Origin of the sequence: Bacteroides faecium (genome assembly GCF_012113595.1) — a bacterium.
Classification (GTDB): domain Bacteria; phylum Bacteroidota; class Bacteroidia; order Bacteroidales; family Bacteroidaceae; genus Bacteroides; species Bacteroides faecium.
Map to the genome: position 1 here is coordinate 5,674,637 of NZ_CP050831.1, position 24,583 is coordinate 5,699,219.

General features: G+C 38.5%; 21 protein-coding genes. All 21 read right to left on the reverse strand.

The window, feature by feature from the left end; all coding sequences use genetic code 11:
* Positions 1-46 precede the first annotated feature (46 nt).
* The 21 genes from BacF7301_RS21360 to BacF7301_RS21460 all read right to left on the reverse strand — a co-directional run bounded on the left by BacF7301_RS21360 (position 47) and on the right by BacF7301_RS21460 (position 24,507).
* Positions 47-280, reverse strand: coding sequence for a DUF4248 domain-containing protein (locus tag BacF7301_RS21360; protein WP_167967273.1), 234 nt, complete (start codon positions 278-280; stop codon positions 47-49).
* A 631-nt stretch (positions 281-911) separates the two neighbouring features.
* Entirely contained in the window at positions 912-1,538 is a 627-nt protein-coding gene (locus tag BacF7301_RS21365) for a sugar transferase (protein ID WP_167966022.1), read from the reverse strand.
* 73 nt (positions 1,539-1,611) lie between these two features.
* The gene (locus BacF7301_RS21370) at positions 1,612-2,637 is read right to left on the reverse strand and encodes a glycosyltransferase (RefSeq protein WP_167966023.1); all 1,026 of its coding nucleotides are present in this window, start codon (positions 2,635-2,637) and stop codon (positions 1,612-1,614) included.
* Positions 2,638-2,641: 4 nt separating this feature from the next.
* Positions 2,642-3,955 (reverse strand): UDP-glucose dehydrogenase family protein, encoded by a 1,314-nt coding sequence (locus BacF7301_RS21375; protein ID WP_167966024.1) that lies wholly within the window; start codon positions 3,953-3,955, stop codon positions 2,642-2,644.
* A gap of 2 nt (positions 3,956-3,957) precedes the next feature.
* Positions 3,958-5,013 carry an NAD-dependent epimerase gene (locus tag BacF7301_RS21380; protein ID WP_167966025.1) on the reverse strand — a complete coding sequence of 352 codons (1,056 nt, stop codon included), beginning with the start codon at positions 5,011-5,013 and terminating at the stop codon, positions 3,958-3,960.
* Positions 5,014-5,049: 36 nt separating this feature from the next.
* Positions 5,050-5,916, reverse strand: coding sequence for a glycosyltransferase family 2 protein (locus tag BacF7301_RS21385; RefSeq protein ID WP_167966026.1), 867 nt, complete (start codon positions 5,914-5,916; stop codon positions 5,050-5,052).
* Complete coding sequence (locus BacF7301_RS21390) at positions 5,913-6,881, reverse strand: ATP-grasp fold amidoligase family protein (protein ID WP_167966028.1); 969 nt, start codon at positions 6,879-6,881, stop codon at positions 5,913-5,915. Before BacF7301_RS21390 ends, BacF7301_RS21385 begins: the two co-directional genes overlap by 4 nt.
* A gap of 7 nt (positions 6,882-6,888) precedes the next feature.
* Positions 6,889-7,737 carry an alpha-1,2-fucosyltransferase gene (locus BacF7301_RS21395; protein ID WP_167966030.1) on the reverse strand — a complete coding sequence of 283 codons (849 nt, stop codon included), beginning with the start codon at positions 7,735-7,737 and terminating at the stop codon, positions 6,889-6,891.
* A gap of 69 nt (positions 7,738-7,806) precedes the next feature.
* Complete coding sequence (locus BacF7301_RS21400) at positions 7,807-8,604, reverse strand: hypothetical protein (RefSeq protein ID WP_167966031.1); 798 nt, start codon at positions 8,602-8,604, stop codon at positions 7,807-7,809.
* Positions 8,604-9,878, reverse strand: coding sequence for an EpsG family protein (locus tag BacF7301_RS21405; protein ID WP_167966033.1), 1,275 nt, complete (start codon positions 9,876-9,878; stop codon positions 8,604-8,606). The genes BacF7301_RS21400 and BacF7301_RS21405 overlap by 1 nt, the downstream gene beginning before the upstream one ends.
* A gap of 21 nt (positions 9,879-9,899) precedes the next feature.
* The gene (locus BacF7301_RS21410; RefSeq protein WP_167966034.1) at positions 9,900-10,853 is read right to left on the reverse strand and encodes a glycosyltransferase; all 954 of its coding nucleotides are present in this window, start codon (positions 10,851-10,853) and stop codon (positions 9,900-9,902) included.
* 24 nt (positions 10,854-10,877) lie between these two features.
* Positions 10,878-12,422 carry a lipopolysaccharide biosynthesis protein gene (locus BacF7301_RS21415; RefSeq protein ID WP_167966035.1) on the reverse strand — a complete coding sequence of 515 codons (1,545 nt, stop codon included), beginning with the start codon at positions 12,420-12,422 and terminating at the stop codon, positions 10,878-10,880.
* Positions 12,423-12,497: 75 nt separating this feature from the next.
* Positions 12,498-13,628 (reverse strand): chain-length determining protein, encoded by a 1,131-nt coding sequence (locus BacF7301_RS21420; protein WP_167966036.1) that lies wholly within the window; start codon positions 13,626-13,628, stop codon positions 12,498-12,500.
* A gap of 9 nt (positions 13,629-13,637) precedes the next feature.
* Positions 13,638-16,052 carry a polysaccharide biosynthesis/export family protein gene (locus tag BacF7301_RS21425; protein WP_209319468.1) on the reverse strand — a complete coding sequence of 805 codons (2,415 nt, stop codon included), beginning with the start codon at positions 16,050-16,052 and terminating at the stop codon, positions 13,638-13,640.
* A complete protein-coding gene (locus BacF7301_RS21430) occupies positions 16,039-16,626 on the reverse strand; it encodes a UpxY family transcription antiterminator (RefSeq protein WP_167966037.1) in 588 nt (195 codons plus the stop codon). The genes BacF7301_RS21425 and BacF7301_RS21430 overlap by 14 nt, the downstream gene beginning before the upstream one ends.
* A gap of 358 nt (positions 16,627-16,984) precedes the next feature.
* Positions 16,985-17,932 (reverse strand): tyrosine-type recombinase/integrase, encoded by a 948-nt coding sequence (locus BacF7301_RS21435; RefSeq protein WP_167966038.1) that lies wholly within the window; start codon positions 17,930-17,932, stop codon positions 16,985-16,987.
* Positions 17,933-18,325: 393 nt separating this feature from the next.
* On the reverse strand, positions 18,326-20,032 hold the full coding sequence (locus BacF7301_RS21440) for a serine protease (protein WP_167966039.1): 1,707 nt from the start codon (positions 20,030-20,032) through the stop codon (positions 18,326-18,328).
* 1 nt (position 20,033) lies between these two features.
* Entirely contained in the window at positions 20,034-20,777 is a 744-nt protein-coding gene (gene rlmB, locus BacF7301_RS21445; protein WP_167966040.1) for a 23S rRNA (guanosine(2251)-2'-O)-methyltransferase RlmB, read from the reverse strand.
* 55 nt (positions 20,778-20,832) lie between these two features.
* Positions 20,833-22,494 (reverse strand): DNA repair protein RecN, encoded by a 1,662-nt coding sequence (gene recN / locus BacF7301_RS21450; RefSeq protein ID WP_167966041.1) that lies wholly within the window; start codon positions 22,492-22,494, stop codon positions 20,833-20,835.
* A gap of 16 nt (positions 22,495-22,510) precedes the next feature.
* A complete protein-coding gene (coaBC, locus tag BacF7301_RS21455; protein WP_167966043.1) occupies positions 22,511-23,728 on the reverse strand; it encodes a bifunctional phosphopantothenoylcysteine decarboxylase/phosphopantothenate--cysteine ligase CoaBC in 1,218 nt (405 codons plus the stop codon).
* Positions 23,728-24,507 carry a 3'-5' exonuclease gene (locus tag BacF7301_RS21460; RefSeq protein ID WP_167966045.1) on the reverse strand — a complete coding sequence of 260 codons (780 nt, stop codon included), beginning with the start codon at positions 24,505-24,507 and terminating at the stop codon, positions 23,728-23,730. The genes coaBC and BacF7301_RS21460 overlap by 1 nt, the downstream gene beginning before the upstream one ends.
* Between the last annotated feature and the right edge of the window lie 76 nt (positions 24,508-24,583).

Here is a 24,583-nt window from a genome sequence, read left to right on the forward strand (position 1 = left end):
AGGAAAACATTATTATTCTGATAAACAAGCATACACACAACATTTTTCATAAGTCCCCCGGCTTCCCTAAATAATAAGTGATAAGCCGTACCTCTCTCACAGAAAATGCCTTCGTTTTCGGATGAAAATCAGTAGCCAGTATTTCTTCCATCAACGGCTTGCACTTCCGCATCCAGCGCCGCAATTTATTGACCGAAGCCCGAACGGATAAATCAGGAAAATACATTTGAGCCAACTCTTGTTTATTATAACATTTCAGTATAAAATCAGGATGTTCCATCATTTCTTTATGCTTGATTCACAGCTATAAAGATACAAATTTTCAGACAACCAGCCAAAGAATACATTCATTATTATTCCAAACAGCAAGGGGTAAAAAAATATATCAACGATCTTCACAGACAGTTGATATAGTGGGAAATTCACATCGGCTTTAACCTCCGATGACAGGGCATGAATTAGAAATATACCGTCGTACCTTTCTAATTCACAATGTAGGAGAATCATGCTTGTTACAGCATGAAGCTAGGGACCTACATTTTTTCATCTCACATACAAACACTCTTAGTTTTAATTACATCTCAACATTATATTTTATACCACTTTTATTTTCTTATTATTCCATATATCTAAAACTTCTTGCCAAAACAGAAATAGAATAATATATCAACGATCTTCACAGACAGTTGATATAGTGGGAAATTCACATCGGCTTTAACCTCCGATGACAGGGCGTAAATTAGAAATGTACCGTCGTACGATTTCTAATCTACAATGTAGGAGAATCATGCTTGTTACGGCATGAAGCTAGGGACCTACATTTTTTCATCTCACATACAAACACTCTTAGTTTTAATTACATCTCAACATTATATTTTATACCACTTTTATTTTCTTATTATTCCATATATCTAAAACTTCTTGCCAAAACAGATGTTCAAGAAAGTCTTTACTAATATCTTAAAATCAAACCACCAGGAACGATGTTGCAAATAGAACAGATCGTACCGCAAACGACGCAGCATCTTATCCATTGTATCTGTATAGCCATTATACAAGGTAGCATAGGAAGTTACCCCCGGTCGAATCTGATACAAGTATTGATAACGTGGATCGTGCTTTATAATTTGGTCAATATAAAACTTCCGTTCCGGACGAGGCCCGATAAAAGCCATATCTCCACAGAAAACATTCCATAGCTGCGGCAGTTCATCCAAATGATGTTCACGAAGAAACTTTCCAATATCCGTCAGTCGTCCGTCTCTTCCTCCGGCATAAAGTCTAGGCCCTGCCGACTCTGCATCCAATCGCATACTGCGAAACTTATAGATATTAAACGGTCGGCCGAAACGCCCAATACGTTCTTGTTTGAATATGGCTGGTCCACCATCTTCCCGTTTCACAGCTATATAACAAATTAAAAATAGCGGAGAAAAAACAACCATTAAAACTGCTGCAATTATGCAGTCCCCAATTCGCTTTACATTACGCTCAAAAGCATTCATTCCATCCGGAATGAATTCCTCACTATACCCCATAATAATTATAAATTGTAAATTTGATAAGTATCTATTAGAACTTAGTTAGTCTATCAATATTGTCTAGCAAGCCTTACAACTGATATATATCCATATATGCTTTAACCATCTTATCTACGGTCAAACTTTCATTAAATCGGTGTAGAGTATTCGCCGAGAAAAGTTTATAAACATAATCATCTTCCAATACGTATTGAATTTTATCAGCAAAAGCTTCTGCTGTATTATCAACAGTATACCCATTTACATCATTTTCTATCACTTCACTGATTCCACCTACTCGTGAAGCTACAACAGGTTTTCCGAAACTCATTGCTTCGAGTATGACCATTGGCAATCCTTCGTAATTGGAAGCAAGCATAAAAAGGTCTATTTCTTTATTATAAATACCCGCATTAGGAATATTACCCAAACAAAAGACATTTTTAGGAAGATTCTCCATTTCTTCTTGATTGCCAATCCATATAAAAGCATATTGAGGTAACATTTTCGCTGTTTCCAAAAATAAATCAAATCTTTTAGGCTTAGCGACACGGGCAATACATAATATTTTTTTAGCATATCCCTGTGCGACTTTCATTGTTACATCTCCTTGTGGTTGATAAATCCCATTAAAGACACGATATACATTATTTGTAATCCCCTCATCCCAAAGATTTTGCCTATCATAATTGCTTACCCCGACAATTGCCTTACATTTCTTTTGAAAGAACTTCTCAACCGGAAGATACTTCCGATAAGCAATTCTAATGGAATCAAAGCCATGCACTGTATAAACAGTCTTCTTATTTGGAAAAACGATGCGTCCCAGAATCCCAACTTTAGAAGAATGAAGGTGTATTATATCCGGCCTATATTTATAATACAATCTTATAAAAGAGAGTATAGTTAAAAAATCAGAGACTGGTGATAATGCTCTCTTTAAGTGTTGAATATGAACCTTTTCTATATTCTCATTCAAAGCTTGCCACATCTTGCCATCCCCTTCTCCGGCAACAACGATAACCTCATTCTCTCTACTTAGATTATTTGCCAAATTGATGACAACGGATTGAGCTCCACCAAGCTCTGAGAGAGTTATGATTTGTAAGATTTTCATTCTTTTATTTTCCAATACAAGAATAATGAAAGCCTAATTCTGAAAGTTCCTTTTTATCATAAATATTTCTACCATCAATAACTAAAGGATATTTCATAGTCTTCTTCAATACTCCCCAACTGGGTACCCGAAATTCTTTCCATTCTGTAATCAACAAAAGCGCATCAACATCAAGTACCGCATCATACATATCTGTAGCATATTCAACTAGATCTCCAACCCTGCGTTTACATTCATCCATAGCAACCGGATCATACACTTTTACGATTATACCAGCAGATGTTAGCTTATCAATCAGCACTAATGCAGGAGCTTCACGCATATCATCTGTCTCCGGTTTGAATGCCAATCCCCATAATGCGACCCGTTTTCCAACGAGTTCTCCATTAAAGAATGTAGACACCTTATCAAAAAGAATATTTTTTTGAAGTTCATTCACTTTTTCTACAGCTTCCAAAACTCTCATATTATATCCATTCTTTTCTGCTGTTTTGATTAAAGCTTTCACGTCCTTTGGAAAACACGAACCACCGTAACCACACCCCGGATATAGAAATTTACTCCCAATTCTCGAATCTGAACCGATTCCTTTCCGCACCATGTTCACATCCGCACCAACCAATTCACACAAATTTGCGATGTCATTCATAAAGCTGATCCGGGTTGCTAACATTGAATTTGCCGCATATTTTATCATTTCTGCAGAGGGAATATCCGTAAAAATCAAACGATAATTATTCATCATAAAAGGTTTATACAACCTTTCCATTATGCTTTTTGCTCTATCTGATTCAATACCAACGACTACCCGATCCGGTTTCATAAAATCATCTATGGCATCTCCTTCCTTCAAGAATTCCGGATTAGATGCAACATCAAATTCTATTTTTACATGACGTTTGTCCAATTCCTCCTGAATAGCAGCCTTCACTTTTTGTGCTGTCCCCACTGGAACTGTACTCTTCGTAACCACCAAAACATATTTATTCATGTTTTGTCCAATAGTACGAGCCACTTCAAGTACATAGCGCAGATCCGCACTTCCATCTTCATCGGGCGGTGTGCCAACAGCACTGAAAATTACTTCTACATCATCCAAACAGGAAACTAAAGAAGTTGTAAACTTCAAACGTCCGGCATCATAATTTCGATGAATCATATCTTCCAGCCCCGGTTCATAGATAGGGATGATTCCTTTATTCAAATTCTCTATTTTAGAGGTTACCACATCTACACAGGTAACATTCACTCCCATTTCAGAGAAACAAGTTCCTGTAACCAATCCTACGTATCCTGTACCTACAATAGCTATTTTCATTCTTATAACTTATAAAATGATTTATACCAATCCATTGTTTCTTTTATACCTTCTCTCAAAAGCGTACTTGGTTTGAAATCCAAATCTTTCTTTAATTTAGAAGTATCCGCATAGGTTTGATAAACATCTCCTGGCTGCATAGGAAGATATACCTTTTTCGCTTCTTTACCTATTGCCACCTCTATTGCCTGAATAAAATCCATCAAACGCACCGGTTGTGAGTTGCCAATATTGTAAATTTGATATGGGGCTGTTGAAGAGTCCGGTGATGGATTTTCAGAATCCCATAAAGCATCCGGTTGAGGTATAGAATCAATTACTTTTAATACCCCCATCACAATATCATCAATATATGTAAAATCACGAAGCATGTCTCCATTATTAAAAACCTTTATAGCTCTATCATGAGATATTGCATCCGCAAATAGAAAAGGCGACATATCCGGACGTCCCCAAGGCCCATAGACGGTAAAAAAACGAAGACCAGTAGATGGAATTCCATATAGATAGCTATAGGTATGTGCCATTAACTCATTCGACTTCTTAGTCGCAGCATATAAACTAACCGGATGAGCAATACTATCTTTTTCTGAGAAAGGAACTTTTCCATTTAATCCATATACACTACTCGAACTGGCATAAACAAAATGCTTTATATTATGATGGCGGCATCCCTCCAATATATTCAAGAATCCATCCACATTGCTCTCTACATAAGCATACGGATTTTCTATTGAATAACGAACCCCAGCTTGGGCAGCCAAATTGACTACTACATCAAAACTGCCATTGGCAAAAAGCATCCTTATTGCTTGTTTATCTTCGAGATTAATGCGAATGAAACTGAAACGTTCGTATAAATCACTTTTCACAAATGTGTACCAATCTATTTTATCTCGTGAAATACCAAGGATTTTTTCTAAACGTGCATATTTCAAATTTACGTCATAATAATCATTGATATTATCCAGTCCGACAACTTCATCGCCCCGTTGAAGTAAATATTCTGCAGTTTTAGACCCAATAAAGCCTGCAACTCCTGTTAATAGAATCTTCATTACAAAAAAAAGTTTGTTTTAATCTATATGTCTAATTTATTCTACAGCTCGTTGTAGCCATAGCTTAGCTTCAGCTAATATTTCGGAATTCAATGTGGAATATCGTTTACGTATTAAAAGATCATTTCTACCAATCAAAGAAAAAAAAGAATATACGACTGACTTTAGCAATGAACTCATATATAATTTATATATTGTACTGTAGTGAAAATCACGCTTGCGAACAGTTCGTAAATAACCTCTAAAATACTTTTGAGTCTTTAAATATCTTGATAATGAAGGAACTCCTACTGCTCTATAAAAAAGTAACTTGTCGGACATATTAAAGAAGTAAGAATCTCCAACTGAACTTATCCATAATGCCAAATCCTGCATTCTAAGCAATTTCTCATTATACGGATGTTTAATAAACCATTCTTTTTTTCCTAAAATACTAGGATGAACAAACGCCCCTCTATTCAATATATCTGCAATAGTTTTCGGTTGCTGATAGAGTTCTTTTGAAACTCCCAAAATTGAATTATCTTTATCTATATAATAAGCATTACTACCTACTACATCTATTTCAGGATGTTTCACAAGAAATTCAACCTGTAATTCTATTCTTTGAGGATGCATAATATCATCCGCATCCATACGGGCATAATATTCTCCATGTGCTATCAATGAAAGCTGATTCAAACGAGCTGGCAATCCTAACTGATATCCATCATTAATAAATCTGATCCTTTTATCCTCAAATTCAGATATAATGTCTTTATAATTATCAGTACTCCCATCATTCAATAATATTAATTCCCAATTGGCATAGGTCTGACTTAGTACCGATTTAACAGCATATTTTAAATACTCTCCCGGATTATAGAAAGGGATAGCGATAGTTACTAAAGGGCACAAATTCATTGAACACTTTTCTTATAGCTCCAACCAGAAGCATTGGGTTCAGGCAATCTAAGCCAATTACCGATTTCTACATGGAATTCATCTGGTTTAAAATTAGTTAGCCCAGCATTATGAAAGAAAGTCATTTCTCCACAATAAATTTTGCCATTAACATAGAATAAATCGACTCTAACATGAGGAAATCCATGAGATAATTTTCTTGCAATATCCAACATCTCACCAAGTTTTTCTGGTCGTTCATAATACTTACCGTCATTTTCATCAACATCCTTTATATCTACAGTATTAAATAAATTCCAGTTTGCATCATAAAAATTTCTTTTATGATGACTATACCTGTCTATATCCAACTGTATCATCTTAGGTTCTCCATTAAAACAAAAGAATTTATAATCCATAGGCGGGTTACCTTCTTCATCGCCTATAAAATTCTCACAAATTATCCTAGGTTTCATGTATTTGTAATTCCATTCTCTGCCATAATCCGACAACCTATGGGTCAACCAATAATGACAGTCAGCCAACACTATTTTCCATGTTTCAGCACTTATTTTATCCTTATCTATACACAAATAATTCCAACCGGAACCATGAGTAGCTTTCAACACAAACTTATTAGGTAGGTTATCAATATTTATATCTGCTACGTTGCTATAGCAATCAACACAAGGTATCAAATATTCTTCTGTAGCTAACTTCTTCCGATAATAATCACGAACTTCATATTTATCAGTACATGAAACAATTTTATCGTCCCTATAATTTAACAATAACCATATTAACTTTTCAGAAAAATTCTGTGGATTCTCTAGATTTGGATAAATTCCATGTAATTTTTTATATTGATATTTTAAATATCTTTCATCCGAATAGAAAATATTAAAATACTTATTTCTAATAGCAGTATAAGTTCTCGCGAGACGTTTTGTCTCCTTTATTGTTTTTTTGAGATGAGAAATATTCATTTTTATTTTAAATTTTAATCCAAGAATCTAATGCAATGGTGATATCACTGGTATTAAGCCATTTCTTAGGAGAAATAACAACTTTATTTTTATGTGAATTTAGAAATGCTCCCCACCAACTAAAAGAGCTATTTGATATAATATTATGTTTACATTTTGACATCAAATAAATATACCAGTATTGTTCTATATCATAATTTTCAACCAGTACACTATCCTTAGGTAATCTTAGATTTTCCTTTACCCATTCTAGATCATCAGAAAACACGAGTAATTGAAACTTATCAATCTTAGTTGAAATTAGTTCTAAAGCTGTCTGATAATATTCCACTGTACAAACTCCAAATGTTGTAGCATATTTAGACTGAAAATAATCTCCTCTCCGCACATGAAGAGCTACAGAATGAGTATCATTTGCTATTTGGAAATAAGATTGTATTTTGAATGGTATTGCTTCTTTAGGTTCAAACAACTCACTCTTATTTTCCATAAGCCATTGTGCGTATTGTTCTTTCTGCCAATAGCCTTGCAAATATAAAACTGCATTATCCTTTAATGAAGTAATTATACTTTCAGAAAAACAATTCTCCGAAATAAATTTATGATTAGGACGAATGTTAAACAAGAATACGAATAAACGATTTAAGATTCCTGTATAATGAGAAATATGTATATTATCAATAGTCTCTAACTTATGATTTAACAGAGCAAGCCCAAGCCCTCTTAATTTATCAGAACGTCCAAATGATGATATATCATATTTAATATCATGGCACGTTTTATTACGTAAATACTCACCAAAAGCATACTGGAATAATTGATTTCCAATTCCTCCCCAAAGTCGAACTATAACCATTTCTATTTATTAAATTATAAATTTCAAACATTGCCTCCTTACAAAATATCCACATATGCTCATCCCCTATTATCTTTGAAATAGAAATTTAGCTAAACTACACATTGGATATTTAAATAAATAATGATATGCTTGTTTATGTAGAGCTTTTGTTTTTTTCTCTTGAAACTTTTTCTTTGAACGAGCTGCATATATACATTGTCTAGCTCCTCTTACTTCGAAATTCTCCCAAAAGACTTTTATTCGATTGCTTTTTTTAAATGTACAGTAAAACAATAAAGATAATATTGCTTGATCGTGACGATGCTCTATAAAATCCGGATATTCATCTACTCTTTTTGAGTCCACAAATAAATAATACTTTTCTAATGCAAGCTTTCTCCAAGATTCAAAAAAAGAAATGGTGAACGGAGTCTTCTTAAAAAAGATGACCCCACCAGCAACCAAATATTGCTCCATCAAATTATTATTCAATGATACTCCAAAATAATTTAAAGTATCTCTCTTTATCCACCTCTTTATCTGATTAGGGATTCTAAATAAAATTAAATCATACCCCTTTAATGATCTCCACATTTTTCCCCATTCGCCACTATGATAAACATAACATCCTGCATCCACATAAACAACATAATCTCCCCAGTTTATTTTATCTAACATTTGCAATATAACATCAGACTTCCATGCCCAATAGCCTCCACCTCTTGGAAATCTCATTATTGGACTATTTCTCATTTCACTTGTCAAGTCTTCCCTAGAATACAATAAGCAATCGTCAAAAACGCCCAACTGTCTAGAAGTGACCATCAAACGTTCCCCTGCATCTTTAAAAGATTCATCAGCATACGTAACTAAATATTTCTTCATCACATATTGGTTATTATAGTACTCATAGAATCATTTAATATCAGCGATGGTAAAGATCCGTATACCATATCTACTTTGGTAAAATATAACATTAATTTTAAATTATAAAATAACATTGGTATAGAAGCACATATCAATACAAGTAAACAGTTACGATACCAATAATTGACTTTATTTCTAGCCCATAATTTATAACATAAATAATATACAAATAATGAAGACAAGTGTAATGTCCTTTGATTCACATCATTAGCTAATGGAGATAAATAATAAAAAACATACAATAAAAGCAGAAAACATGCTATTGAAGTATCAATTGTATCATACAATATTTTCTTCTTTAAAAATACATTTATTATAATCCACAAAGAAGACAGTTCGATTAGGATATACATATATTTAACATGAAGAGAAGCAACTTCCGATGCAGCTACTGAATTAGCTAAATAATTTTCATCCAAAACATAAGATGCATATTTCAGTGCTAAGCTATTTGGCAAATAATTAAGTACGAAGGAAAAACCTGCAACTACATTCAAATTCTTTACAACAAAAGCTAATAATAAAAGAATAAAATATATACGAATATTTTTAGGGAATAAAACTATCACGAGAAATAAGAAATCATATATGATAAATGCTGAATGAAATAAAGGAACCAAACCTAAAATTATTAAATATTTCAACTTACGCGTATGCAAATATTTTATTGAAGAATAAAAAAAGAGTAAGGCAGCAGTAGGGAACCTAACATTACCCAAATGTGCAACTCCGTAAGCCAAAAAGAACAACAGCAATAATCCATACGACAAATCTTTCCTACTACACCTATATACATCAAATAAAGACTTTGACTTTAGATATAAAATGGCCCATACCATACCTAATAACGCCATCAGTATATGACCATTTGTCGTAAAACGAGACACTATAAATCCCATAAAGGCACGATAATAATCTCCACCACTTATAACAAAATCATACGACGTCACTAATTCTGTAATAGAATTATAAGCAACACAATTCTTTGGATATTCCAAATACCTATTCAAATCAGGTCCTTCTGTATCAATATTTGTCATTGAATAAGCAAAAAGCACTATAAATAAGAATAAAGTTATATTTGCTGTCTTTTTATTCAAAAAAAACAAACTGAAAACAAATGAAGCTAATGGACATATTAAAAATAAAAGCAATAATATGGTTCTATTAGTATATTCTTTTTCTAAAGACATTTTTGTGAAAACAGACAAACTATTACCCTTTACATCCATTGAAACCAATAATATTACGAATTACAGTAACAATAATTTATTATATTCTGCATTGAATATTCCAAAATAAGAATCCGGATGCTCTTCCATATCCCATCTATTGTGCCAATGATAAGTAAATGCAGCAGGGAAAAAGTCTTTATAAGATTTAATCCTTGGATCTCGGACAAAATCAGAATCGAATCTTTTGAAAAAATAGTCGAAATTATCAAAAGGCATATCTTCTGAATATCCACCCCATAATGGATCGAAATATGTACATGGATAATTCCGCAAATTAGCCAATTTGTTATCTTTATAGTCAAACAAAACCCACGGCATAGCCTCTTTTCTTTTCATCATTTTCTTCATTAAATAAATAGTCAGAAAACTATTTTTCCGAAGATAGATAACAGCACTATTTGCATAAGGTTGATATTCCCATGCGTAAACAAACTCATGCCCTCTCAACAGAGAAGAAAAATCCTTTAAAAACATTATATCTAAATCAAAATAAACTCCACCAAACTTATACAGAGCAATAATTCTAAAATCATCTCCTCTAGCTGGTAATGGTTTATCCTTAAGCAAAAATGATTTAATATTTTGAAAAGGAGTATCAAATATTTCTTCCTCAATATTCCATGGTAATATTTTTATTTTATCTTTTAATTCTAGCAAATACTTATTTTCTAATAGCTGTGAATATCCATTTGAAGCATCTAGCCACAACCATAATTCAGTATTCCGCAAATCTTGCGTACAAAGAAAACTTTTTATAGAAAAAGATTGTTTCAAACCAAAATCACCATGCCAATAAGTATGAAAAATAATTTTTTCCGTCATCAAAGCACAGTGTTCTATTCTCTGTTTATTGGAAATCTTATTCAAATAAAGCTCATCACATGGCAAAACATTCCAATTTTTATAGGTTGATTTCAAATTCCCTCTATAAATTTTGTTCCTTCTTAGAAAATAACGAATATATTTATTCATAATACCATTTATTTTTAACACGAACTACCTAATAATACTCTTTATTCTATTAACAAATCGCCTCATACCGCTATCAAATACTAAAAAGAATAATAAACTAACAGTAATATATAAAGAAAGACAAAGAATTCCATACTTCCCCCATTCATAATATGAAGATATAAAATCATCTTTAACTATCATATGCAGAATCTTCAAGGTACCGATAAAGGAAAAGACCACCAATAACATACACTTCATATAACGATATATATATTCCGATATTTTTTCCTTAAATCCACATTTATAAAGGAAATATGGTTTCCAACAACATACAATTATTAATAAACTTATTGCAGTTCCCAAAAGAATTCCGGTTAACCCATAATAATATCCTAACCCAATAGCCAATCCTAGATTCAATATAGCTTCAGTAATGGGAGACCATATATCTTGATATAACCCGTAAGCATATATAAAAAGATCATTAGTTCGAGTTAACGATATAAATGTAATAAGAAGTAAAACAATAAAAGGTTCCTGTTCAATCACATAGCTTTCTCCTACCCATAAAGCTATAAAAGAATGGGCTAACTTATAAATACCAAAACATATAATAGATGCTAACCAAATTCTACATGATGTCAATTCCCAAAAAACCTCCTTAATCCTCTGCATGTTATTTTCTGCTACTAAATTTCCAATTCCTGCAGTAATACCACCAGAGAAGGCATTCATTAATAAAGTGACTCCTGTTATTATCAACATATAATTACCATAAATCGCCACTAAAGTTAAAGATGCATATGCATAAATAATCAATGGGCTCGTTTGTGTTAAAACAAATCCTGATACTTTATGAAAAAATATTTGCTTTGTTTTAGTTATAATAGTTGGATACTTTTTTTTAAGTATAGGCCCAAGTGAAGGAGAAGTATTCAACCAAGGATACTCTTTTTTTAATACTCTATTTAAAACAATTGCTATAAATATCGCTGTCAAGAGTTCAAGTATCATCCAATAAACATATCCATTGGATAAAAATCTAATAGCCACTATTTGTAATACTATCTTAGCTAATTTAATGCTCTGTACATTTAAGGTGATTTTATATTCTTTTTGATCAGCAGTCAATATTACTTGAGGATAATTCACAAAATAGCTTAACAACGATGCAACTAATAATACAATAAATGATCCATAAGTATACCATAGTGGAAGTACAGCCTTTTCAAATATCATTGGAAAAAAACACATAAATACACATGCTCCTCCAACAACGATATAAGCCACCCTTCTGTATAACCATCCTTGTAAAGAAACAATTTCATTTATTACTTTTATATCATTTTGATATAATGGCTTATACAAAGTATAAGATATAGCTCCACCAATTCCCAATTCGGCCAAATTTAAAAAGCCTAATAAATTCTGAGCCGTTGTATTTAATCCTAGCACTTCCGGACCAAGATAATCTAAAAATATTTTTCTTGAAAAGAATTGTAATATCAAATTAGCCAAATAAAACAACAAAGCTATTTTAGCATTTCGAATACTTTTAGAAGTACGGCTTTCAGTAATTACATTCATATATTGATTCAAAAGCTAAATACATTATATCAAAATAAATAGTAACATATTCGATCTCGATATATAATATAAAAATCAAGAGTTAATTGATAGTTTTTCTTTCAATTCACAGAAAACTTTTTGTACTAATAACACCCAAAGAAGTGTACCTAGTATAGCCAAAGCCATAAATAACAACACATATATTTTCAATCCTATACCAGAAGCGGACAAAGGAACCACCGCTGGTTCCACTACTGCAAACACAGGTTTCTCTTCTTGTACTTTTGCCCTTGTAATCTGCAATTGATTAGCCACTTGGCTATAAATTTGAAAAGCTAAATTCATATCATTTAGTAATCGTTCCTGCTCTGTACGCACACTCAACAGTATAAGATTATCATGTGTATCAACATAATTAGCATATTTTTTTTGCGCTAAGTAATATTCTCGTTGACGTTCTTTAAATAATTGTTCCAAATAGAGACAGTCCTCTTTTGCTTTAGAAGTACGATAGTTAATAATATACTCTTGCAATTTCCGCACAACGGAATCTGCAACAATAGCTGTGACCTTGGGATCCTGTAATGTAACAGTTATTTCTGTAATAGCAGTTTTTTTATCTACAGAAGCAACTATTTGCTTCCTCAGGTATTCTATTTTCTCCATATCTTTTCTAGATAATTCAATAGCTCCGTTCGTTACATTATTAGCAACCTCATCGTTATCATCTGTAAACAGTTTTTTGATTCCACCAATCACCATATTCGGCAACTCTATAACATTACTCCACCAAGGAGATGATAACTCACCTAAATATAGATTTAATGTAGAAGCTACTTTCATGTCTTTTACAGACACGTTCATATTTAACAATTCTAATAAAAATGGTGTAGAAGCTACTATATCTGCTGATATGGATGCATTCAATGCATCTATACTATTCCCCATAGTACTTCCCTCTCCCAAGAAAGAGGCAGCAAGTCCTACCAAATTACTATTATTTTTTTGATTTCCCATTTCCGGTGAAAGCGTTACTTTTACTGTATATTGCTTAGGAATACTTAATGCTACAATAATACCAATAATCAATCCTATTCCTGCAGCCCAATATAGCCTCTTGCGAATATTAATAATCTTACATAATATCCCCAACAAATCAAGCTCCATCTGACTTACCGTCAAATCCTCTGATTTTTTTTTTTCTATATGTATCTTATCGTTCATAAAAAATGGCTATTTTTTTATTAGATTAGCAATAGATGCAATCATCATTCCCAATGAACTAAATGAAGTAGCATACCCCAAAATATTACCCATATTTACCTTTTTCTTAGCCTTACTAGGCACAATTATCTCACAACCTGGCTCTATCTGCTTCTTACCACTGCCCTTCACCTTCGTGACCTGACCATTCATATAAACTATGAACTTCTTACTCTTCTTCGCATTTTCAGAATAACCACCAGCCTGATCCAAATAATAATTCACACTCTTACCTTCTATATAGGAAACAGTATTCGGAACCATTACAGCACCATTAATAGTTATTGTATTATTGTTCTTCGGAATAGAAACAACATCGCCTTCACGCAATACAAGATCTGCAGTACTTCCAGGTTTAGCTAATGCTTTTTCCAAATCAATACCGACTGTGAATGTATTCTCAATACGGATACCTAAAGAGTCAATCATCGCCTCTCCCAACTGTCTGCTCATTAGACGAATCACATCCCCCATGCGTTTCTTTTCGCTGGCGTTGGCGACACGAGTCAGTTTTGCACCACGTAAATATGCGTAATTCGTAGCACCGCCGGCTTTGTTGATTAAATCCGAAAGACGCTCCTCACGACTGGTCATCGCATAAGAGCCACCGAAAAGGATTTCACCTTCAATAGCTACATTTTGTTGGGGCTGATAGCCGGGACTTCGACGTACATAAACCTCATCATAAGGTTGGAGTACAAATCCCGGCTTCCCATCCACCACAAATCCCTCTTTCAGGGAAAATGTATATATTTGACCGATTGTATCGCTGTCTACGGTACTTCGGGGATTCTTGATTCGGCGGGATACATCCACACGGACAACCGAAGCTGCTTCACGCAAACCGCCTGCCTGGATAATAAGGTCTTCAAGAGTCATATTATCTGCATAAGGATAAGAATCCGGCTTGGCTACTTCGCCGTGGATGACAACATCACCTTTATCTTCCAGATCGTGGATGCTGGGGATATAGAGAATGTCGTTTTTCATCAGGATGATATTGGGGGAAGTACCATCCATTATAGCTTTGATGTCTACCGGGATAACTTCGCTGGTCAGGTCTTCACGTTGGCGGTAAAGAACGGCACGGTTCAGGAATGCATCGCCTGTAAGGCCTTGCGATTCGTTGACAAGTTCGCGGATTGTATTCAGTTTACCGTTCAATTCATAGATTCCCGGACGGTAGACTGCACCACGGATTTCGAGTTTATTAATAAAGCGGTTAAGGATGGCTTCGGCTGTAACAACATCACCATTTCTCATTTTATAGACGCTGTAATCAAGGTCTTTGACTGTATTTACTTCGTATTCCTGGCCGTTCTGACGTACTACACGCAGTGAACGGGTGTAGGCATCCGCTTCAAAACCACCGGCGTAGCTGAGAAGGGTAGATAAAGATTCGTCCTTCTTCATTTCGAAACGCATGGAGCGTTTCACTTTTCCGTCAATCTTTACCAATACTTCGTAGGCGGGGACAATAACAACATCGCCTTCCTGGAGACGGATGTCGTCCTGGATGTTTCCTTTCAGTATGAATTGGTAGACATCAATTGTGGCGATGTTCTTACCGTTTCTTACCAGTTGGACATTGCGAAGGCTTCCTATGTCACTGACTCCGCCTGCACGATAAAGTGCATGAAATACAGTAGCAAAAGAAGACAGGGAATACGTGCCCGGTTGTACAACTTCACCCATCACGTTGATTTGGATCGTACGTATGCTGCCCAGAGTCAGACGGATATCCGAAGTAGGGTCGTTGGCGTTGTTAAGGCCGTTGTATATCTTATTTAAAGTTTTCTTGAGATAGTCGTTGGCTTCGGCGATAGTCATACCGTTCAGGTTGACAGGGCCGATTTTCTGAATGTTGATGGTGCCATCAGGAGAAATCTGCTGGCGGATAGTGTTCTGGCTGGCTCCCCATATGTCGATTATCACTTCGTCACCCGGGCCGAGACGATAGTTCAAGGGAGTGGCGATGTTTACACTGGGTTCAAAAGTCAGGTTTCGGGTATTGAATATATTTCTACCGAAGACTTGGTTGCCACGGGCGAGGTCTTGCGTACTCGGGTGGTCTTCCAGCATATCGGACGTATTCTCTTTCGTTTCTTCACGAAGGCGCGATTCATTGACGTCGGTACCGGTGGCATTGGAAGTATTTACGTTGTTCTGACGTTCATACAACTGTTTCACGCGCATCGCCTGTTCCTTGGTCACACCTTTGCGGGCTAGTTCCGAGGCTAGTTGTTTTTGTTCTTTTCCTTGCTTGATGCCGTCTTTTACGTATTCAAGAACTTGGGAATCACTCATACTTTGAGCCAACAAAGGAGAGGACCCCCCTAACATTAGAATGAATAGAAACGCAGTAATCTTTTTAGATAGTGTCATTGGTGTTTTTTGTAGATTCTACATAACCGATTGGCATGTCCACGCAAGCACAGCCAAGCATATTTAAACGGACAGCGATTTTGCTCTTGCCGCCTATCGTGACAAGTTCGCCGACAAGACCGCTGAGAGGGCCTTTGATGACACGGACTTTCTCGCCACGTGCCAAAGGAGAACTGTTCATACAAATTGCTTCATCGGAATAATCGAGCATGAAACGAAAACGAGCCATCTGCTCATCGGGAATAACGGCAGGAGTGCTTTCACCACGCATCACCATATAACGGCTGACCGTGGAAAAACTTAGAACTTCTTTGCGTTCTTTAGGATCAGCATGTACAAATACCATCATCGGAAGTAATACAGTATTGACTGCCTTACGACGGTCGCTCCATTGATGTACCTCTTGCTGGACAGGAACGAAAGTATCGATTCCCATCTTGAACAAACGCTCGGCAACCTTCTTCTCGTGATGCATACGAACCAGTGCTACATACCAGCGTTTTGAGTGTGCTACGCCTTCCCCTGTCCCACAACCGGGCGCGGCGCTAATAGACTTTTCCTTTGCAAAAATCATAATTTTTTACCCCATGTTTATCTGTTACTTCTTAGGTAACGGATAATACACATGCAGAACGCATACAACAGCAATAAAAAGGAAAAAAAACAACATGAGGGAAGAAAAGATATGTTTATTTGGACTTCAAGACAGACGCTTTTTGAGGTTAGGAAATAGAAAATCACAGAGCATGAAGAGCTTATTCCTCATGTTCAGAAACTTTATGTGGGTATATTTGAAAGAAAAAGGAAAAAAAGAAGTTTATTGCTTGTTTCCTATTATTATTTTTCTCTATCTTTGTAGCAAATAAAAATCCGTTACCTAAGAAGTAACAGATCAACGAAGTCCCTAAACCCTAATACTTTAGCTGAATTACTCAGAGTTCTCTAAAACCCTTCACGTAAGAATAATTCAATTTATTTACTTTTGTTCTTTCTTCTAATTCAAAGCCTTTTAAATAGATTTGCGTTGTCTTAATCGATTTGTGTCCCAGTGATTCGCTTATCATCTCGATAGGAACCCCTCTGTATTTCGCAGTGGTAGCCCAGGAATGGCGGAGCGTATAAGATGTGACAGACGACCGTATTCTCAGTTGTCTGGACAAACACTTCAAGTCATTATTAAACCGTCTCAAAGCCGTCTGATACTCGCGATATGCCTTTTCATCCGTTCTCTTATATTCGCCGCTCAATATTCGGAAAAGATAGTCGGGACGATTATCGGGATACTCCTTATTATATCCGTTGCACAAACGGGCAATGGCATCCTGCGCCGAATCCAGAATCTCGAGACTCATGGGCGTACCGGTCTTCATACGGTTGTACTTCAAAAGTCCCTGCTCGACGTTAGATTTCTCCAAATGGGCAAAGTCTACAAACGGCATACCGCAAAACTGGAACAACAGGCTGGCAACAGCTTGTGTACGACGCAGTTTCTCCGTCTTCGGGTCTTCGTTAAGCAAGACATGAAGTTCTCGTATCGGAAGTGCCTTCTTCTGACGGGTATCAACCCCAGTAAAGACATCCCGGAACAGGCCGTACACATAAGGAGCTTGCCGACTATTAACCCCGCGGTTGTAGATACAACGCAACATACGCATGTATGTAGAAATCGTATTAGGCTTCAGGTGAGAAGCCGCCAAATAGTTACTATACGCCTTCAACGTATCGCGGTTCACCCTACTGAAGGTAATGAATTGACTTCCGCAAAATTTCGTAAAGGAACGGATAGCATGTTTGTACACATGAGCCGTTGAATAACGGCCCTCCCTTCGCAAACGATCTATATATTCGTTTGCACAATTAGTAAATTGCTTTTTCTTCATAAATAAATAATTACTTATCTAGTTGGTCATCAAATGACGGACGGAATATACCAAGATTATAGATAAAATAAGTTACTATTTCAGAATTACTCACTGTTTTCAACTGATTTTCGAATCTTTTCTAAAAAAAATAACAGGAACGATGCAGTATTCCGGGAATCTCTGCATTTATCCTATAAAGCCAAGAAATAAAAAAGATAATCAGACCTATATCATAAGACCTAAAACCTGAGCTTAACAAGTGGGGGAAAAAACAGAAAAGAGAGAGAGTTTTTTATTTAACGTCCCCAAAAAGAAACCCCTGCTAACTTTGAAGTTGGCAGGGGTTTTTATTTTTAGGTACTAAGCTTATCTTTAAGTGATAAATTTATCTTTTAAGCACCATTGCTTTTTTTACTTGCAGTATTTCTTAATCAGCTCATCCACGTTCGGATCACCCAATTCTTTAGCTTTCTTGAAGTTTCCGCAAGCCTCGTCTGTCTTTTTCAATTGTATCTGGCAGAGTCCCAGCAAACGGTAGGCTTCGCCATATTTCGGGTCTGTTTTCAGGATATTATTCAGAATTTGAATGGCTTCCTCATAACGTCCTACACGCAGATTTACCACAGCGTTTTCAGCCTGATAAGTCAAGTCGGTCGGATTCAGTTCGACGGCTTTGGCAATATCATCCAATGCACGTTGATACTGGCGCGCTTTCAAAGCAGCCTGTTCACGATAATAATAGAATACGTCGTTCACCTGACCGTTGACAGCTTTAAAATAAGCGTCATAGTCGAACATAGCGTTTCGTGGCTGGTCGGTGTTCATATACATCTGTGCACGTTCCAGCAGATAAGGAGCGAAGTCCGCCGTAATGGGTTGCGGGCAATGGGCGATACAGCTATCCAACAGCATCAAAACTTCTTTCGGGTCGGCTTTCATCAACTCTTTTGTTTTGGCAGCACTGAAGAACGTACCGGCAGAAGCGATATTGCTGGCATTTACTTTCTCGTAAGCAGCCAAAGCTCCGGCATAATCCTGTTGGGCAAATAAGATATCGCCTTCCAGTTGGATATAAACAGGCAGCGGATCGATAGTGACGGCCTGACGTACATTCTTCAAAGCAGTGTCATACGACCAGTCCTTATATGGTTTCTCCGGTTTCGACAGTTGGTAAGCGTACATCAGCTTACCTATATTATAATATACATCATCTTTCTTCTGAGCTACTTTCAACGCTTGGTTAAAGTCAGCAACGGCCTTATCGAACCAAGACTGGTCGTCCTTGCCTTTAGCTACGTAATAATTCGCACGGCGAAGATAACCATCCGCATTCATCGGAAACTGACGGATAAAATCATCCAGCAGCTTTCCGTAATCTTCTTCCGACAGACTTGAAGAAGCCATGAACAGATATACCAATGCCTGGTCTTCCGTTTCGGGCAGACCTTTGCGGATACCTATGCTTTTCAGTGCCGCATCTCCCAAAGAAAGTGCACTAATCTTCTGTGACATGGCAAAGGCAGCTCCTGCGGCATAGCAGGTAGTCACCGTGTCAAGACCGGATGATTTCTGCGCAATACCGAACACCTGACCGTCCACATTCATCACCGGACAGCTCACCATCTTGTCTTTCATCTGCATGCTCAACGTATAATAATGATACTCGCCGGCTACTTTTGAAACCTCTTTCACTTTACCCGATACACAAGCAATGCTTTTCTGTGTAGAATAAGGAAGCATCCATGCGTCGGCTCCCACTGCCGGAGCAGTATTCGCCACAATCAACGCAGGCACTTTCTTTTCGGTAATAGCTACGCGGAACTTGATAACATCATACATATCATTCGCTCCCAATATCGTGCTGACAGGCATTTGTTTGCCTTCGGCCGTGATAATCACCGCACGTTCGGCACCTTTAAAGAGAGAGTAGTCGGACAGAGCCAACCCGTCTTCGGATACAAAAAATCCGTTTCCGGTATTCAGCATTTTGTCGTTTTTGTCGTAAGTCACCACAGAGAAGACAGCGCGTTTCGCCTTCTCTACCCATTTTGGGGTTTGTGCCATGCTTCCCTGTGCCAGGAAGATGAACAGTAAAGGTAGGATTAAAATCTTCTTCATATCACTCGTTATTTCTTTGTTTCACACCTTCGTAAATCAGGATACCGGCGGCAACAGACACATTCAGGGATTCGATGGTTCCCAACATCGGTATCTTCACCCATTCGTCGCAGAGTGCCAGGTTGTCATAAGACACACCTGTATCTTCCGCACCCATAATGACGCACACCGGCCCTGTATAATCAGCTTTCGTATAGTCATAGTCCCCTTTTTCGGTGGCAGCCACGATGCGAAAACCGCTATCTTTCAGGAATTTCAGCGTCGAGCGCAGACTCTGTTCGCGGCATACGGGAAGCGTATGCAAGGCTCCTGCCGAGGTTTTCACGGCATCGGCATTCACCGACACGCTGTTACGGGAAGGGATAATCACCGCGTCTACGCCGGCACATTCGCAAGTACGGGCAATCGCGCCGAAATTGCGCACATCGGTTATTCCATCCAGCATCACGAAAAACGGATTCTTACCCTGCTCAAACAAGAAAGGAACCATATCTTCCGTCTTCTGATAGGTCACAGAAGAAATGAAGGCAATCACACCCTGATGATTCTTGCGGGTGATGCGGTCGATACGCTCTACCGGAACACGCTGAACAGGAATCAGCAGACCATTCAAAGCCGCAAACAGCTCTTTAGAAAGTTCACTCTGAATGTCTTTCTTTACAAGGATTTTATCAATCTCTTTTCCAGCCTGAATGGCTTCTATCACGGCACGAACGCCGAAAATCATTTCACTTTTATCTATCATCGCGGTTATTTACTATTTTTCTATTTACCAGTTATTATTTGTTGGCTACTAGTCGCTAATTACTATTTAACAGAGCTTTGGCATTGCTAAGGGCTGCTTCGGTCAGTGTGGCTCCACTCAGCATATGAGCGATTTCCTCTACCCTCTCCCCGTCGGTGAGACGACGGATATGGCTGTTGGTTTCCGTATCACTGTCTTTCTTATATACCTTATAATGCGCACATCCACGAGCGGCAATTTGCGGTAGGTGGGTAATGCTGATAACCTGGCGGTTCTGCTCGCCCATCTCCTTCATCATATCTGCCATGCGGTCGGCTATTTCGCCGGATACTCCCGTGTCTATCTCATCAAATACGATAGTCGGCAACTTCACGGCTCCGGCAATCATGGCTTTGATGGAAAGCATGACGCGGGCTATCTCACCACCGGAAGCTACGGAAGAGATATTCTGCAACATACCGTTCTTATTGGCAGAGAACAGGAAGCTGACCGTATCTTCTCCCTGCAAGCCCGGTTCTTTCTTGAGTCCCATTTCCACCAGGAAACGGACGTTCGGCATCCCGAGTGGAATCAATCGGGCGGCCAATTGCTTTTCCACTTCACGGGCAGCCTTTATACGGGCTTTCGTGAGCAGTTCGGCCTGTTGTTTTACTTGCATATATTGTTCATCCTTGCGGGCGGTCAGTTCGGCGATACGTTCATCGTAAGAAGTGATGTCGGACAGCTTGCTGCGGTATTCTTCCGTCAACGCTATCAACTCGTCGAGCGTCTGCGCATGGTGTTTCTGTTGAAGGGAATAAATCAGGTTCAGTCGCTCGTTCACTTCGTCGAGACGCACGGGGTTGAACTCTACGGAGTCGCTTTGCGAAGAAACTTCGTGCGAAATATCTTTCAATTCGATATAGGCGCTTTCCATGCGTTCGGTAAGTTCCTTGGCGGGTTGGAAGACTCTTTGCAGGCTGTTCAGCGTGTTCAGGCTATCTTTCAGGGATGAAAGCAAGCCACCTTCGTCCGAGAAAAAGGATTGTTCCACCCGATAGAGTCCCGCCTTGATTTCTTCCGCATGACTCAACGTTTCAGCTTCCTGTTCCAGCTCTTCCTGCTCACCTTCGGAAAGGTGGGCTTCTTCAAGCTGTTCCAGTTGGAAACGGATGTAATCTTCATCGGAACGGCTTTTCTCCGCCAATGACATCAACTCCGCCAGTTCGCGCTCGGTCTGCTTCCACTCTGCATAACGGGCATGGTATTTTTCCAATGCGGCGTCATTATGTGCCAGGATATCAAGCACGTTCAACTGGAAACCTTCTTTATTGAGCAACAGGTTCTGATGTTGTGAATGTACATCAATCAACTGTTCGCCAAGCTCCTTCACCTGTGCCAGCGAGGCGGGAGTATCGTTGATAAATGCCCGGCTTTTGCCGGATGCCTGTACTTCGCGGCGCAGGATGCACTCCTCGTCATATTCCAGTTCGTTATCCTCAAAAAACGGGCGCATACCGTAACCCGATATATCAAAACGAGCTTCTATTATACATTTAGAAGCTCCACGGCGAATCGCCTTCACATCGGCACGCTGTCCCAACAGCAGTCCGATGGCTCCAAGAATGATTGATTTTCCGGCTCCCGTTTCACCTGTTATAACGGAAAAACCTGTGTCGAAACTAATATCCAGTTTCTCTATCAACGCATAATTCTGAATGTATAGTGAACGTAACATTGGGATAAGTTGAGAGTTAAGAGTTAAGAGTTGAGAGTTTCAATTCATCAGACAGACGGTCGATGATATCCTGCGCTACTTCCGTTTTCGGTTTCAGCGGATAGTCCGTGCGGCCTTTCCGGTCGATGATACTGATTTTGTTTGTATCGTGACGGAAGCCTGCTCCCACATCGTTCAGCGAGTTGAGCACGATAAAGTCGAAGTTCTTGCGTTCGAGCTTTCCTTCAGCGTTCTGCTGCTCGTTGTTGGTTTCGAGGGCAAAGCCTACCAACAACTGGCCTTTTCTTTTCGTAGCTCCCAAACTGGCTGCAATATCTTTCGTTGCCTGGAGATGCAGGGTTAATTCTTCTTCCTTCTCCCGCTTAATCTTCCTGTCGGCTACCTTTTCGGGGCGATAGTCGGCTACTGCCGCGCAGAGGATAGCAGCGTCGGCATCAGAGAAGCAGGCTTGTGAGGCCGAATGCATTTCTTCCGCCGATTCTACGTCGACACGGCGGATAAGGGAATGCTTCGCTTCCAGTTGTACAGGGCCTGCTATCAGCGTCACTTCCGCACCACGGCGGGCACATTCTTCCGCCAGGGCAAATCCCATCTTTCCCGAAGAATAATTGCCTATGAAACGGACAGGGTCTATCTTTTCGTAAGTCGGGCCCGCCGTTATCACGATTTTCTTTCCTTGCAGTTCGTCGCTTGCCGAAAAGAATTCATCCAGCGCACGGATAATCGCTTCCGGTTCTTCCATGCGCCCCTTCCCTACCAGATGGCTGGCAAGTTCTCCCGTCCCCGGTTCGATGATATGATTACCGAACGAGCGGAGTATATCCAAATTCTTCTGTGTGGAAGGATGGGCAAACATATCGAGGTCCATCGCCGGAGCTACAAACACCGGAGCTTTGGCCGAAAGATAAGTCGTTATCAGCATATTGTCGGCTATCCCGTTTGCCATCTTGCCGATGGTGGAAGCAGTGGCAGGCGCAATCAGCATGGCATCCGCCCACAGGCCGAGGTCTACGTGGCTGTTCCACGTCCCGTCTCGCTGGGCAAAAAACTCACTGATGACCGGTTTGCTAGTCAAAGCCGAAAGAGTGATGGGAGTAATAAATTCTTTTCCCGCCGGAGTAATTACGACTTGCACTTCCGCTCCTTGCTTAATGAGTCCGCGGATGATGTAGCAAGCCTTGTACGCGGCAATACTGCCGGTAATTCCAAGAATTATCTTTTTTCCTTTTAGCATTATTTTGTAATCAAATTACTCATTTCACGCAAACGGATTTTTGTCAACGTCGCCTTCGTATTCAGCGTGAAATCACTGTTCAAAATCCAACTGTAATATCCGGGGTCTTTCTTCAGGACCTCGGCTACAGACATTCCTTTGTATTTTCCGAAGTTAAACACTTCCACCCCGTTGTCGTCGTACACCATACGTCCGGCAAAGTCTACATTCTTGTTGTAGCTGGAGTAGTCGGCCAGGAATGCAATATCGTTCTCAAGGTCGGAATAGCGGTCGAGCTGTGCTTTCAACACTTCGTAGGTAGCCCGTGTATCTGCTTCCGCGGTATGGGCATCATCCAGGTTCTTCTCGCAATAGAACTTGTAGGCGGCAGACAAGGTGCGTTGTTCCATTTTGTGGAAAATCACCTGTACGTCTACAAATTTGCGCTTTGTCATGTCGATGTCTACGCCGGCACGCAAGAATTCTTCGGCCAGCACCGGAATATCGAAACGGTTGGAATTGAATCCCGCCAAGTCGCAGCCTTCAATGTCACGTGCGATGTTTTTTGCCACTTCCTTGAAAGTAGGACAATCCGCCACGTCGGCATCATAAATGCCATGTACTTCGGAAGATGCTTCGGGGATATGCATTTCGGGGTTGATACGCAAGGTTTTTGCTTCCTCATTCCCGTTCGGGTAAACTTTCAAATAACAGATTTCAACAATCCGATCTGTGTTGATATTGGTTCCGGTTGTCTCGAGATCGAAAAAGACGATGGGATTTTTCAGGTTTAATTTCATTTCTTGTTATTTTATTGAGTCACCACAGAGGACGCAGAGGACACAGAGGATAAATTTGAATATTTATTATTAAATA